This is a genomic window from Mycolicibacterium neoaurum (assembly GCF_036946495.1).
In the GTDB taxonomy this organism is placed as follows: Bacteria; Actinomycetota; Actinomycetes; order Mycobacteriales; family Mycobacteriaceae; genus Mycobacterium; species Mycobacterium neoaurum_B.
Window position 1 is genome coordinate 379749 of sequence record NZ_JAQIIX010000002.1, and the last position, 13854, is coordinate 393602.

Sequence of the window (13854 nt, forward strand, 5' to 3'; positions counted from 1 at the left end):
TCCGCGCCATCGCTTACTGCGGTTCCCCGACCGCGCCGACCCAGATCTGCTCGGCGTCGATGGGATAACGCTGATCGCGCACCGCCTGCGTGACGAGCAACAGGCCGGTCGAGATCAGGTGAGCGCGCATGGCGCACAGCGCATCCGATGGCCGATTCGCGATGATCGCCTCCACGATCGGCCGGTGCTCGGCGTCGATATCGGACATCGCCCGTTCGGTCGTCGCGCCGAGCAGACGTGTCGTCTCGCGCAGTGAGCGGACGATGGCGCGGGCACGCCCGTTGCGCGCGGCGGCCAGGATGTCGTCATGCAGCAGCTGATCCTGCTGGGCGAAGGTCCGCGCGTCGTCGGCTTCGATGGCCACCTGCATCGCAGCCATCCGGGCGCCTAACCGGCCGGCCAGCGCGTCATCGCATAGGTTCGCGGCGCGGGACGCCGCCGGTGGTTCCAGCGCCAGCCTGATGGCGAAGATCTCGGCGATCTCGCGCGGATCGGGCAGCCGGATGCGGAAGCCTTGTCGCGCTTCGAAACTGATCAGGCCGATCTCTTCCAGGCGCAGCAGCGCATCCCGCACGGGGGTGCGGGACACGCCCAGCGTGGCGGCCAACTGGTACACCGAGTACTTCACTCCCGGCTGCATCACCCCGACGTCGAGCGCCTCCCGGACGGCCTCCATGACCTGCTCGGCCCGACGGCCATCGGAGGCGGGCAGCGGCGCCAGATCCAGCGGTGACGGGCCGGTCACCGGCACCCGGCCATCACCATGTCGTCCCCCGATGGTCCTGTTCGTAGCATGCTAGAGTTTGTAGCATGCTACGGGACGCCCTGCGGGCGGCGGGCATCGCAGACGTCCGTGTCGACAGCACCTCGCGAGCCCTCTACTCCTCCGACGCCTCGCTCTACCGCGTCACACCACAGGCGGTGGTGTTCCCCGCCCACTCCGACGAGGTCGCCGCGGCCCTGTCGGTGTGCCGCGAACAAGGTGTCGCGCTGACCGCGCGCGGCGCAGGTACGTCCATTGCCGGTAACGCCGTGGGATCCGGCGTGGTGCTGGACTTCAGCCGTTACCTCAACAAGATCATCTCGGTCGATCCGGAAAGCCGCACCGCCGTCGTGCAACCCGGGGTCGTCCAGAGCGCACTGCAACGCGCGGCGGCACCACACCGGTTGCGCTTCGGCCCCGATCCGTCCAGCCACACGCGCTGCACCATCGGCGGCATGATAGGCAACAACGCCTGCGGCTCGCGGGCGCTGGGATACGGCCGCACCTCGGACAACATCGCCGGGCTGCGGATGCTCACCGCCGCCGGCGACGAGCTCATCCTCGGCCAGAACCAGTCGACGTCGCCGGTGCTCGACGAACTGACCGGGATCAGCCGCGCCGGCCTGTCGACCATCCGCACGCAGTTCGGCCGGTTCGGCCGTCAGGTCTCGGGCTACGCGCTGGAGAACCTCCTGCCGGAGCGGGGCTTCGACATCGCACGGCTGATTGCCGGCAGCGAGGGCACCCTGACAGTGCTCACCGAGGCCACGGTGCGGCTGGTCGGCGAGCCCGCCCACCGCATGCTCGTCGTGCTGGGCTATCCCGATATCGCGACCGCCGGGGACGCGACACCGGCCATCCTCGAGCACCGCCCCACCGCATGCGAGGGAATCGACTCGCGCATCGTCGACATCGTCAGGGCACGCAAGGGGCCCCGCGCCGTGCCGCCGTTGCCCGACGGGGCGGCGTGGGTTTTCGTCGAGGTGGTGGGGGCCACCCACGCCGAGGTCGAAGATCGTGCCGCGCGCGTGGGAAAGACCTGCGCGGCAACCGAATTCCTGGTGGTCGACGATCCGGTGCAGGCGGCGGCCCTGTGGCGCATCCGTGAGGACGGTGCCGGCCTGTCGGCGCGCAGCGTACGGGACCGACCCGCGCATGCGGGCTGGGAGGATGCCGCGGTCCCACCCGAGCGACTGGGCGCCTATCTGCGGGACTTCGATGCACTGCTGGCCGAGTTCGACGTCACCGGGATGCCGTACGGTCATTTCGGCGACGGCTGCATGCACGTGCGCATCGACCTGCCACTGGACCGCCCCGGCGGCACCGCGGTCTTTCGTCAATTCCTGCTCGCGGCAGCCGATTTGGTGGTTGGCTACGGCGGATCGCTATCTGGTGAACATGGCGACGGGCGGGCTCGTTCGCAACTGCTGGACAAGATGTACTCCCCGGAGGCGCTGGCCTTGCAGGCTGCGGTGAAGCGGGCCTTCGATCCGGGCAACCTGCTCAACCCCGGGGTGATCGTCGATCCGGCACCGCTGGATGCCGACCTGCGCATCCCGGCGGCTCCGCTGGTGCGCCAGAAGCTGGCCTTGGCCTACCGCCACGACGGAGGTGATTTCACCCAAGCCGTGCATCGCTGCACCGGAGTCGGAAAGTGCCGCGCCGACAACACCGGCACCGGCGGTGTCATGTGCCCGTCCTACCTGGCCACCCGTGAGGAGAAGGACTCGACGCGTGGCCGGGCCCGGGTCTTGCAGGAGATGATCAACGGCACCGATGTTCGCGGTGGCTGGCGCGCACCCGAGGTGCACGCCGCACTGGATCTCTGCCTGTCCTGCAAGGGCTGTGCCTCCGACTGCCCGACCGGAGTGGACATGGGCTCCTACAAATCCGAGGTGCTCTACCAGAGCTACAAGGGCCGGGTACGCCCGGCCTCGCACTACTCGCTGGGCTGGTTGCCCCGCTGGGCGGCGCTGGCCCGCGTCGCTCCCGGCCTGGTCAACACCGCTGCCCGCCGGGGCGGCCGGGCGGGCCTGGCCGCCGCCGGCATCGACCATCGCAGGCATATCCCGGCGTTCGCGCGCAGGAGTTTTCGGTCCTGGTTCGCCGCCAACGTGCCCGCCGACGCTCCCGGTGACGAGGTGGTGCTGTTCGTCGACACGTTCACCGACCACTTCACCCCGGAGATCGGAATCGCCACCGTGCGGGTGCTGCAGGACGCCGGTTACTCGCCCCGCCTGACCCGCCGACGGCAGTGCTGCGGGCTGACCTGGATCTCGACCGGTCAACTCGATACCGCGCGCCGCGTGCTGGGACGCACGGTGACGGCACTACAACCCTTCGCCGCCCGCGGTGTGCCGGTGGTCGGCATGGAGCCCTCGTGCACGGCGGTGCTGCGCGCCGATGCCGCCGAACTGCTGGACTCCCCTGGCGCGACCATCGTTGCCGAGGCGACGCGCACGCTCGCCGAGCTACTGACCGCGCGCGGCTGGGCGCCGCCGTCGATGCATGGCACCCGGGTCGTGGCCCAGCCACATTGTCACCACCACTCCGTGATGGGGTGGGCAGACGACGCCGCGTTATTGTCCAACGCCGGCGCCGAGGTGGTCCGGCTTGGCGGATGTTGCGGCCTGGCAGGCAATTTCGGTGTGGAGAAGGGGCACTACGAGGTGTCGGTCGCGGTCGCCGAGCAGCAACTGCTCCCCGCCGTGCGGGCGGCCGACCCCGGCACCGCGGTACTGGCCGACGGCTACTCGTGCCGCACCCAGCTCGCGGACCTGGCCGACCGACGCGGCCTGCACCTTGCGCAACTGTTGGCGGCGCGGCTACCCGACTGACCGCATGTCACACCGGATTGGCCCAGCTGCGCAGCTCGCCGGCCATCGACCGGACCGAAGCGGGCTCGGGGATCCCCGGATCGCAGTCGGGCGCACGCCGCGGAGTGCCGTAGGTCACCGACAGCGGTACCACCCCGGCCCACGCCCCCGCGGCGATGTCCTCGTCCGGATCTTCCGGCCAATCGTCGCTGATCTTCAGCGACCAGTTGTCGGCGGTGATCGGCAGCCGCAGAACCAGACTCGCGGCCAGCTCCCGGCGCGTGCTGACGCGCAGCTCGGAAACCCGGCCCGGGATGAAGGCGTCGGTCAGTGCCTCCAACACCGGCAGTTTGTCGGCATCGACGATCGGCTCGAAGCAGCCGTACAGGGCCGCGCTGCGGTAGTGGAACGAGGATTCGAAACCACTGCGGGCGACCACGACGCCATCGAGCGTCGTCACCGATACAGCGGCCGGTACGCCGGCAGACAGCGCGCGCAGCCACGGCGATCCGGTGGACCCGTGGATCACCAGATCGTCGCCGAGTCGGGCGAATCCGATGGGAAACGCCACCGGGTGTCCGTCGCGGATCAACGCCACCGTGGCCAGCGGTGTGCTGTCGAGCAGTTGGTCCAGACCGGCGCGGTCGGTGCGCTGCTTCTCCCGCAATCTGGTGACGGTGGTGGACGGGGTTTCGGCACTCACGATGGATAGCTTTGCCGGTCCGCGCGGGTTTCGCACCGGGTTTTCTCAGTCGGGTATGGCTGCGGCGTCGGGGACGACGACAGCGAACAGATCGCTCAATGCGGCCAGGCTAGCCGACTGCAGTGCGGCGGCGGGTACGTCCGTGCCGTCGGGGCCCGGCAGCGACCGGGTCGCCGTCGCGGCGGCCACTACCGTCGGGGCGTAACCGAGGTTGAATGCGCCGCGCGCGGTGGAATTGATGCACATGTGCGTCATGAACCCGGCCACCACCAGGTCGGTGGCGCCCACCGCCTTGAGCCGCTCGTCGAGATCGGTCTGGACGAACGAGTTCGGATACTGCTTGACCACCACCGGCTCACCGTCGCGAGGTGCGACCGCGTCGACGATCGCGCCGACCTCGGCGGTGATGTCGTACGGCGAGCCCACCCCGCCGTTGTGCTGGATATGGATCACCGGGATGCCCGCGCTGCGGGCGCGGTCCAGCAGTACCGCGGCCTGCTCGAGCGCGGCCTGCACACCGTCGAGCTCCATCACGCCGTAGGTGTAGGTGTTCTGGCAGTCGACCAGGACCAGCGCCGAGTCCTTCAGCGGCCGCGGTGCGGCGGGCAGATCTTCCAGGTTGCGCAGGGTGGGGCGACTCATGGCCTCAGCCTAGTGAGGTGCGCGCCGCGGTAGTACTCCCTCAACGGCTAGTTTCGCGGCGTTGTCTGCTCGGGCTCTGCAAGACTCGGACGATGACCGATACCCCACCACCGCGCACCGGCGGCAGTGAGATCGAGGTGTTACGGGGGTTCCTCGACTATCTGCGCACCTCCATCGCGGGCAAGGTCGACGGCGCTCCCGAACCGCAGGTGCGCACCGCATTGGTGCCCTCGGGAACCAACCTGCTGGGTCTGCTCAACCACCTGATATTCGTGGAGCGGTGGATCTTCCTCGGCGACAACGTCTCTGATTGGTCGGCGACCTTCACTGCGGCTTCCGATGACACCGTCACCGACGTGTTAAGGCGCTACCGGGCGACAGTGGCGCAGGCCAATGAGGTGCTCGACCAGTGCGCCGACCTCAGCGAACCTGTGATGGCAGGCAAGAAGTCACCCAGCGCGCGATGGGCGCTGACCCACATGATCGAGGAGACCGGCAGGCACGCCGGGCATGCCGACATCCTGCGTGAGCTGATCGACGGTTCGACGGGTCGGTGAACCCCGGAGCACAATGCGTTGCCAAACGTGGTACTACCGGCAGTATCACCGGCGGGCCAGTACTACCGGTAGTACCACGGTTCAACTCGCATTTCTTCCCGGAGAGCGACGCCGCAGGCCCACCCTCACTCGAGCCGGGTGACCGTCAGCACCGCCTCGGCCAGCTCGGGACGGCACACGATGAGGTCGGGCAGCGAGACATCGGACTGGTTGTAGACCAACGGCGAACCGTCGATACGGGACGTGAACAGCCCGGCGGCACGCGCAACCGCGACCGGAGCCGCCGAGTCCCACTCGTACTGTCCGCCGGCGTGCACGTAGACATCGGAGATGCCCTGCACGACCGAGGCGACTTTGGCTCCCGCCGAACCCATTTCGACGAGCACGCCGCCCAGCGCGTCGCGCACCGCCAGCGCCACCGCCGGCGGACGGGTGCGTGAGACCACCACCCGGGGCGGACCCGGCGCGGCGGCCGGGGTGTCCACCGTCGGGGTGGCCAGCGTGACGCCCTGTGCGGGCAGCGCGACCGCGCCGGCGACCAGCTCACCGCCCTCCCAGAGCGCCACGTGTACCGCCCAGTCGGTACGCCCGAGCTCGGAGAACTCGCGGGTCCCGTCGAGCGGGTCGACGATCCACACCCGCTCGGAGTTCAGCCGGACCAAGTCATCAGCGCCCTCCTCGGAGAGCACCGCATCACCGGGCCGGTGCTCGGCGAACGCGGCCATCAGGAAGTCGTGGGACCGCTTGTCCCCCGCGGCCTTCCGCTCCTTGGCCTCGGCGGCGGCGAACTCCTCGCGCACTTGGAGCAGCAGTTCACCGGCTTCGGTGGCGAGCCGGGCCGCCAACTCGTGATCGGTCACGACCGACTGCTTAGCAGGTCGACCACCTGTTGTGCCAACTCCTCCGGCGATTGATCGGGCGTGAGCCGCAGGTCCGGGTTCTTCGGCCGCTGGTAGGGGCTGTCGATACCGGTGAAGTGGGTGATTTCACCACGGCGAGCTTTAGCGTAGAGACCCTTCGGGTCGCGGCGCTCACAGTCCTCCAGCGGGGTGTCGCAGAAGACCTCGAAGAAGTCGAAACCCTGCTCGGCGTGCACGGTACGGGCGAGCTCGCGATGGGCTTCCAGCGGGCTGATCGCCGGCACCAGCACGATCTGCCCCGAGTCCGCCAGCAGCGTCGCGATATGCGCCAGCCGGCGCAGGTTCTCGGCCCGGTCGTCCATCGAGAAACCGAGATCGGCGTTCAGCCCGTGGCGCAGGTTGTCTCCGTCGAGCACATAGGCAGGACGGCCTGCCGCCAACAGCTTCTGCTCCACGAGCATGGCCACCGAGGACTTCCCGGAACCGGACAATCCGGTGAACCAGACCGTCGACCCCTTCGACAGCCGGTCGTCGGCGGTGACCAGGTTCTGGTGGCGCACCGCGTTCGGGCTGGCGGCCCGGTTGGCGGCCGGGGTGGTATCGCGCACCATGCCTGCGCCGACGGTGCCGTTGGTGTCCGGGTCGATCAGGATGAACGAACCGGTCGCCGGATTGCGCGAATACTCGTCGAGCAGCAGCGGCACCTGGGTGCGCAGTGTGACGCGGCCGAGTTCGTTGAGCTTCAACGCCGTTGCGCTCTTGTCCCGGTGCAGCGTGTTGACGTCGAGTCGGTAGTCCAGCGCCGACACCCGGGCTCGCGTGGTGCGGGTGGTGTGCTTGATGATGTAGTCGCGGCCGGGTTCCAATGCCGAGCCGTCGGCCATCCAGCAGACCGTCGCGTCGAACTCGCTGGTGACATCGGGCTGATTGTTGGGCCTGGCGAGCATGTCGCCGCGGGAGATGTCGATATCGTCGGCGAGGCTGATCGATACCGCCATCGAGGCGAACGCCTCGTCCACCGGTCCGGAGGGGCCGGCGATCTCGGTGATGCGGCTGGATTTCCCGGCGGGCAGCACCACGACCTCGTCGCCGACGCGCATGACGCCACCGGCCACGGTGCCCGCGTAACTGCGGTGGTCGGCGTGCTCACGGGTCTGCGGCCGGATGACGTACTGCACCGGGAAACGCACGTCGACCAGGTTGCGATCGCCGGCGACGTACACCTCTTCGAGATGGTTCAGCAGGGCCGGGCCCTCGTACCATGGCGCCACATCGGATTTGCTGACGACATTGTCGCCGTTGAGCGCCGACATCGGGATGGTCGTCACATCGTGGATGTCCAGGCGCGCGGCGAACTCGTGGAAATCATCACGAATCTGGTTGAACCGCTGCTCATCCCAATCGACAAGGTCCATCTTGTTGACCGCGAGCACGATGTGCTGGATACCGAGTAGCGAGGCAAGGAAGGCGTGCCTGCGGGACTGCTCGAGCAGACCGTGGCGGGCGTCGACGAGCACGATAACCAGCTGCGCCGTCGAGGCACCGGTGACCATGTTGCGGGTGTACTGCACGTGGCCCGGGGTGTCGGCGATGATGAATTTGCGCTTGGCCGTGGCGAAATAGCGGTAGGCGACATCGATGGTGATACCCTGCTCCCGCTCGGCGCGCAGGCCGTCGGTCACCAAAGCCAGGTCGGTGTAGTCGTTTCCGCGTTCCTTGGAGGTCCGCTCGACGGCGGCCAGCTGGTCCTCCATGACGGCCTTGGAGTCGAACAGCAACCGCCCGATCAGGGTGGACTTGCCGTCGTCGACCGAACCGGCGGTGGCGATTCTCAACAAAGTAGCCATCAGAAGTAACCCTCCCGCTTGCGGTCTTCCATGCCGGCCTCGGAGATCCGGTCATCGGCGCGGGTCGCGCCGCGTTCGGTCAGCCGGGAGACGGCGGTCTCGGCGATCACCTCGGCCACGGTGCCGGCCAGCGACTCCACGCAGCCGGTGCAGGTGACATCGCCGACCGTGCGGAACCGCACCGTCTTCTCGATCACCGGTTCGTCCTTGCGCGGCTGCATGAACTTGTGCACCGCCAGCAGCATCCCGTCGCGCTCGAACACCTGACGCTGGTGGGCGTAGTAGATGGACGGCAGCGTGATCTTCTCGGCCCCGATATAGGACCAGATGTCGAACTCGGTCCAGTTCGAGATGGGGAAGGCACGGATGTGCTCACCCTTCTTATGCCTGCCGTTGTAGAGATTCCAGAGTTCGGGCCGCTGCGCCTTGGGGTCCCACTGGCCGAACTCGTCACGGAAGCTGAACACCCGCTCCTTGGCGCGGGCCTTCTCCTCGTCACGGCGGGCGCCGCCGAACGCGGCATCGAACTTGTTCTCCCGGATGGCCCGCAGCAGCGTGAACGTCTGCATCGGGTTGCGCGACGGGATGGTCTCCACGACGCGGCCGGCGTCGATATCGTCCTGCACCTTGGCCACCACCAGGCGCACCCCGTGCTGGGCCACCAGCTCGTCGCGAACCTGCAGGACCTCGTCGAAGTTGTGGCCGGTGTCGACGTGCATCACCGGGAACGGCAACCGGCCCGGCGCGAACGCCTTGATGGCCAAGTGCAGCATGACGATCGAATCCTTACCGCCGGAGAACAACAGCACCGGCTTCTCGAACTCGGCGGCGACCTCTCGGATGATGTGGATGGCCTCGGCCTCCAGCGCGCGCAGATGGCTCAGCTCGTACCGGGCGGCGGCCGGGTCGAGGTCGGCGGAGGCCGTCATCGCATCTCCATAAAGTTGGTAGATTTGACCAGAATTGCAAGCATGGTTGAGTATTAAACCGCCGCGATCCAGCGCTGTCAACGCCCGCCACCGTTCAGCTGCCGGTGACGTGAGCCCCCGCCGAGCGGGGCAGCCGCACCACTTCGACAAGCGTCAGCGCCAGCATCAGGCCCAGCACCGGGAACGTCATCGAATAGGACGCCAGCAGGCTGACCAGCAGCGCGGCCACCGCGATGCCCAGCCCAGACGCCAACTCCTGCACCGACGCATTGAGGGTGTTGGCGTGCGTGAGGTCGTCACCGTCCACATCGGCGAACGCCAGACTGTTGTAGGCGGTGAAGCCGATCGAGCGCAGGGCGCCGCTGATATAGACGATCACGGCGATCACCAGGACCGGCATCCCCGGTTGCACCAGACCGAGCACCCCGAAGCACACCACCGAGGCCGCCCCGTTGACCATCAGCACGGTGCGGATGCCGAACCGCCGCATCAGCGGTGTGGTGATCGGTTTGATGGTCAGATTTCCCAGGAACAGCACCGACACCATCAGACCGGCGTGAAACGGGGTCCAGCCGAACTCCAGCACGAATTTCAACGGCAGCAGGAACGGCACGGCCGTGATCACCATGCGGTACAGCGACCCGGAGGTGACGGTGAGGCGCAGGGTGCGCACCCGCAGCACCGGGAGCTTGACCAGCGGCGCCGCACTGGACAGCAGGTGTCGCACCGCCGAGACCAGCAGCACCACCGCACCGAACCCGCAGGCGCCGACCAACAGCCAATCCGTGCCCGAGAGTCGGATGCTCTCCAGCGCGATCAGCGCCGCGGCGATACCGGTGCCGAGCAACAACAGTCCTGGCCAGTCGAGCCTGCCGGGCTCGGCCGCCGGCCCGCCGCGGATCAGCCTGAGCGCCAAAGCGAAACCGATCACACCGAGCGGGATGTTGATGATGAAGATCCACCGCCATCCACCGGCCGTCGCGATGGCACCGCCGATCGCCGGCGCCAGGACCGGCGCCGCGAGGGCGGGCCAGGTGAGCAGCGCGATGGCCCGGACCAGATCCGCCTTCGAACTGGCGCGCAGCACCGCCAGGCGCCCCACCGGGACCATCATCGCGCCGCCCACGCCCTGCAGCACCCGCATCCCGATCAGCATCGGTAGCGATGTGCTCAGCGCGCAGCCGGCCGAGGCCGCGGTGAACACCACGATCGCGGCGAGGAAGACCCGCCGAACACCGAACCTGTCGGCCAGCCATCCCGTCGCCGGGATCAGCACCGCCACGGTGACCAGATACGCCGATATGGCCACGTTGACGTCGACGGCCTCGACCCCGAAAGACGCGGCGATCAGCGGGATCGCCGGCGCGATAATGGTCGCGTCCAGGATCTCCATGAACAGCGTCGCGGCGACCAGCAGCGCCATCGCACGCGGGAAGGGCGGGGCCGTCACGGCAGAAATCTAGCCGCTGTATGCACTCCCCCGCGCGAGCAGACGCAAACCTGCCGATTCTGGTGCTTTATCGGCAGGTTCACGTCTGCTCGCGGGTCAGGGTTGCAGGTCGTACACCTGCACACCGTCGACATCCACCGCGGTGAAGTTCTGCTCCACCCATCCGGTGATCTGGGTCGCCGCGCCATCCTGCTGCTGCCGATGCATTCCGAACGGCTCGGTGAGGAAGTACCGCACCTGCCCGTCGGCCACGTATTGCTGGAACTGCTGCAGGGTGGGCGAGTTGTCCCCGCCGGAGAAGCCGCCGACCGCCATGATCGACGCACCGGACTTGAGTTCCAGGTCACCGGCCAGCATCGAGCCGACCGTCGCGGCGGCCCAACGGTTGTCGAGCCCGGTCACCATCTGCGCGAGCGCGGTGTCGTCGATATCCGCACCCATTCGGCCTGGCCTTCCCGGTCCACCTGTCCCACCCGGTCCACCCGGCCCACCGGGCCCACCCGGGAAGTCCATATCGCGCTGCAGCGCGGGCCCGGCGGTGGCCATCGGTCCCCCGCTGCCGCCGTCGGCGACCGTCGCGACCGACCAGGCGATACTGCCACCCGCTCCGGCCAGCAGTGCCGCCGCCACGACCGCGACGCCGACACGGCCCCACCGCTGCACGCCCACGGCGATGACCACCGCGAGCACCACCGAGACCACCAGCACCGTCCACCGCACCGCAGGCCACCACTCCGCGTGCCGGGACAGCAGCGCGAACGTCCACCCGCCGGTACCCGCCAGCCCGAGCGCCAGGGTGATGCGCGCCGCGGCATGCGCCCGGCGCTGCCACAACTGGGTCACCGAGATCCCCACCAGCGCAGCCACGGCCGGGGCCAGTGCCACGGTGTAATAGGGATGGATGGTGCCGTCCATGAAGCTGAACACCACACCGGTGATCAGCAGCCAGCCACCCCACAGCACCGCGGCGGCGCGCACCGGATCGGTCCGCACGGCCCGTCGCGTAACCCACAGCACGGCGACAAGGCCGAGCAGTGCCGCAGGCAACAGCCAGGACGCCTCGGTACCCATCGCCGAACCGAACAATCTGCTGATTCCCGGCTGGCCGCCGAAGAACTGATGCATCTCGGCACCGGGTCCGCCCGGGCCCGCGTCGTGTCCGCCGCCAGGCTGGCCCCGACCGACGATGCGGTCGATACCGTTGTAACCGAAGGCCAACTGCAGCAGGTTGTTATCGGTCGAACCACCGATGTAGGGCCGGGAATCCGCCGGCCACACGCTGACCAGCGCGATGTACCAGCCCGCGGAGACGATCATGGCTGCCGCCCCGGCGAGCAACGATCTGACGCGCTTCCAGAACGGGATGGGCGCGGCGATCAGGAACATCAGCGCCAGTCCCGGGACCACCAGGAAGGCCTGCAACATCTTGGTCAGGAAGGCGAATCCCAGCGCGGTACCGGATAGCACCACCCAGCGGGTGCTGCCGCCCTCGGTGGCCCGTACCATGCAGTACGCGGCGACCACCAGCAGCAGCACCAACAATGCGTCCGGGTTGTTGTACCGGAACATCGCCACCGCGACCGGGGTGATGGCCAGCGCGGCACCGGCGATCAGGCCGGCGGCCGCACCGGCGCTGCGGCGAACCGTGAAGTAGAGCACCGCGACCGCCGCGACGCCCATCAACGCCTGCGGTAGCAGCATGGTGAACTCGTTGAACCCGAACAGCCTGCCGGACAGCGCCATCACCCACATCGCGGCGGGCGGCTTGTCGACGGTGATGGCATTACCGGCATCGAGCGAACCGAACAGCCAGGCCTTCCAGTTCTGGGTTCCCGCCTGCGCCGCCGCGGCGTAAAAGCTGTTGCCCCACCCGTTGGACCCCAGCCCCCACAGGTAGAGCACCGCGGTGCCGGTCAGCAGGGCCAGCAGGCCCGGACGCTCCCAGCGGGCGCGCGGGCTGTCCGCCTCGGTGGTGGCACTCGGTTCTTCGACGGTCAATGTCATGGGCGGCAGTCCTTCAACTCGTGGAATGGATCAGCGACGGGGGTGGAACACCCAGCCGCGCAACAGGACGAAGCGGGCAGCGGTGGCGATGAGGTTGGCCGCCACCAGCACGGTGGTCTCGACCGCCTTGCCCGGATTCTCGGCGATCGCGTGCAACCCGGCCAGCGAACCGCTGGTGATCGCCAGCGCGATGGCGAAGACGATCAGCCCCTCGACATGATGGCGGGCAACGGCTTTGGATCCCCGGACACCAAAGGTGAACCGCCGGTTGGCTGCGGTGTTGCCGATCGCGGTGATCAGCAACGCCGCGAAGTTCGCCCATTGCGCACCGAGCAGTGGATGCAGCACCAGGAACAGCACCAGGTAGGCCAAGGTGGACAACACCCCGACTCCGGCGAATCGGACCGTTTGGCGCAACAACGACCCCGGTGCCGCGGCGCGGCGCGAACCGAGCTGCGCGGCAAGCGAATTGATCGGAATGCTCCCTCCGGCGAAGCCGCGCAGCAGCCGCCCGATACCGAGCAGGTCGGCCTTCGCGGTCGCCACGATGTCGACGCGGCTGTCCGGGTCGTCGACCCAGTCCACCGGCACCTCGTGGATGCGCAACCCGCTGCGCTCGGCGAGCACCAGCAGCTCGGTGTCGAAGAACCAGCCGGTGTCACGGACATGCGGCAACAGCTGACGAGCGACGTCTGCACGGATCGCCTTGAACCCGCACTGGGCATCCGAGAAGTGCGCCCGCAGTGTCGACTTGAGGATCAGGTTGTAGCAGCGCGAGATGAACTCCCGTTTGGCCCCGCGCACCACCCGCGAACTGCGGTTGAGCCGGGTGCCGATGGCCAGGTCGGAGTGCCCCGATATCAGCGAGGCGATCAGCGGAGCGAAAGCGGCCAGATCGGTGGACAGATCCACATCCATGTAGGCCAGCACGGGGGCATCCGAGAGGGACCAGACGTGGTGCAGTGCCCGGCCACGACCCTTCTCGTCGAGCCGGACGACCCGGACACCGGACAGTTCGGCGGCCAGTGCCGCCGCGATGCTCGGGGTGTCGTCGGTGCTGGCGTTGTCGGCGATGGTGATCCGCACCGGGAAGGTGAAGCTGTCCTGTAGGTGCTGGTGCAGTCTGCGTACCGAACTCTGCAGTGCTGCCTGCTCGTTGTACACCGGGACCACGACGTCGACGACGGGGACGTCGGTATCGCGACCGACCGGGACGGCGCTGGGGAGCGCAATGGAGACGGTGTCTGTCATGTCCCCATCGTCGGATCTCAGGGTGTGCCGCC

General features: G+C 68.3%; 11 protein-coding genes. 2 read left to right on the plus strand and 9 right to left on the minus strand.

From position 1 onward, the window contains the following. Positions 1–13: 13 nt before the first annotated feature. Complete coding sequence (locus tag PGN27_RS07250; protein WP_335325542.1) at positions 14–751, minus strand: GntR family transcriptional regulator; 738 nt, start codon at positions 749–751, stop codon at positions 14–16. 59 nt (positions 752–810) lie between these two features. Here PGN27_RS07250 and PGN27_RS07255 point away from each other — a divergent pair, with 59 nt between their 5' ends. Beyond that, positions 811–3600: an FAD-binding and (Fe-S)-binding domain-containing protein gene (locus PGN27_RS07255; protein ID WP_335325543.1), complete on the plus strand. Its 2790-nt coding sequence runs from the start codon at positions 811–813 to the stop codon at positions 3598–3600. 7 nt (positions 3601–3607) lie between these two features. Here PGN27_RS07255 and PGN27_RS07260 read toward each other — a convergent pair whose 3' ends face one another. Next, positions 3608–4282 carry a pyridoxamine 5'-phosphate oxidase family protein gene (locus tag PGN27_RS07260; protein WP_335325544.1) on the minus strand — a complete coding sequence of 225 codons (675 nt, stop codon included), beginning with the start codon at positions 4280–4282 and terminating at the stop codon, positions 3608–3610. Between the two features lie 45 nt (positions 4283–4327). After that, entirely contained in the window at positions 4328–4924 is a 597-nt protein-coding gene (locus PGN27_RS07265; RefSeq protein ID WP_335325545.1) for a cysteine hydrolase family protein, read from the minus strand. Between the two features lie 92 nt (positions 4925–5016). Between PGN27_RS07265 and PGN27_RS07270 the strand changes: the two genes are divergently transcribed. After that, a complete protein-coding gene (locus PGN27_RS07270; RefSeq protein WP_335325546.1) occupies positions 5017–5481 on the plus strand; it encodes a DinB family protein in 465 nt (154 codons plus the stop codon). Between the two features lie 125 nt (positions 5482–5606). Here PGN27_RS07270 and PGN27_RS07275 read toward each other — a convergent pair whose 3' ends face one another. The 6 genes from PGN27_RS07275 to PGN27_RS07300 form a co-directional block, all read right to left on the minus strand. Beyond that, a complete protein-coding gene (locus PGN27_RS07275) occupies positions 5607–6341 on the minus strand; it encodes a 3'(2'),5'-bisphosphate nucleotidase CysQ (RefSeq protein WP_335325547.1) in 735 nt (244 codons plus the stop codon). After that, complete coding sequence (gene cysN / locus PGN27_RS07280) at positions 6338–8188, minus strand: sulfate adenylyltransferase subunit CysN (RefSeq protein ID WP_335325548.1); 1851 nt, start codon at positions 8186–8188, stop codon at positions 6338–6340. The genes PGN27_RS07275 and cysN overlap by 4 nt, the downstream gene beginning before the upstream one ends. Continuing rightward, positions 8188–9117 (minus strand): sulfate adenylyltransferase subunit CysD, encoded by a 930-nt coding sequence (cysD, locus tag PGN27_RS07285; protein ID WP_036461926.1) that lies wholly within the window; start codon positions 9115–9117, stop codon positions 8188–8190. The genes cysN and cysD overlap by 1 nt, the downstream gene beginning before the upstream one ends. A gap of 94 nt (positions 9118–9211) precedes the next feature. Then, positions 9212–10540, minus strand: a complete 1329-nt coding sequence (locus PGN27_RS07290; RefSeq protein ID WP_335328655.1) for an MFS transporter — start codon at positions 10538–10540, stop codon at positions 9212–9214. 123 nt (positions 10541–10663) lie between these two features. Then, the gene (locus PGN27_RS07295) at positions 10664–12571 is read right to left on the minus strand and encodes an ArnT family glycosyltransferase (RefSeq protein ID WP_335325549.1); all 1908 of its coding nucleotides are present in this window, start codon (positions 12569–12571) and stop codon (positions 10664–10666) included. Positions 12572–12601: 30 nt separating this feature from the next. Next, on the minus strand, positions 12602–13822 hold the full coding sequence (locus tag PGN27_RS07300; protein ID WP_335325550.1) for a bifunctional glycosyltransferase family 2/GtrA family protein: 1221 nt from the start codon (positions 13820–13822) through the stop codon (positions 12602–12604). Positions 13823–13854: the final 32 nt, after the last annotated feature.

What these genes read in the sequence shown, in the direction of transcription:
- PGN27_RS07255 (WP_335325543.1), top strand. Translation starts at nt 811, where the DNA reads ATGCTACGGGACGCCCTGCGGGCGGCGGGCATCGCAGACGTCCGTGTC.
- PGN27_RS07265 (WP_335325545.1), bottom strand. Translation starts at nt 4,924, where the DNA reads ATGAGTCGCCCCACCCTGCGCAACCTGGAAGATCTGCCCGCCGCACCG.
- PGN27_RS07270 (WP_335325546.1), top strand. Translation starts at nt 5,017, where the DNA reads ATGACCGATACCCCACCACCGCGCACCGGCGGCAGTGAGATCGAGGTG.
- cysN (WP_335325548.1), bottom strand. Translation starts at nt 8,188, where the DNA reads ATGGCTACTTTGTTGAGAATCGCCACCGCCGGTTCGGTCGACGACGGC.
- cysD (WP_036461926.1), bottom strand. Translation starts at nt 9,117, where the DNA reads ATGACGGCCTCCGCCGACCTCGACCCGGCCGCCGCCCGGTACGAGCTG.
- PGN27_RS07290 (WP_335328655.1), bottom strand. Translation starts at nt 10,540, where the DNA reads ATGGCGCTGCTGGTCGCCGCGACGCTGTTCATGGAGATCCTGGACGCG.
- PGN27_RS07295 (WP_335325549.1), bottom strand. Translation starts at nt 12,571, where the DNA reads ATGACATTGACCGTCGAAGAACCGAGTGCCACCACCGAGGCGGACAGC.
- PGN27_RS07300 (WP_335325550.1), bottom strand. Translation starts at nt 13,822, where the DNA reads ATGACAGACACCGTCTCCATTGCGCTCCCCAGCGCCGTCCCGGTCGGT.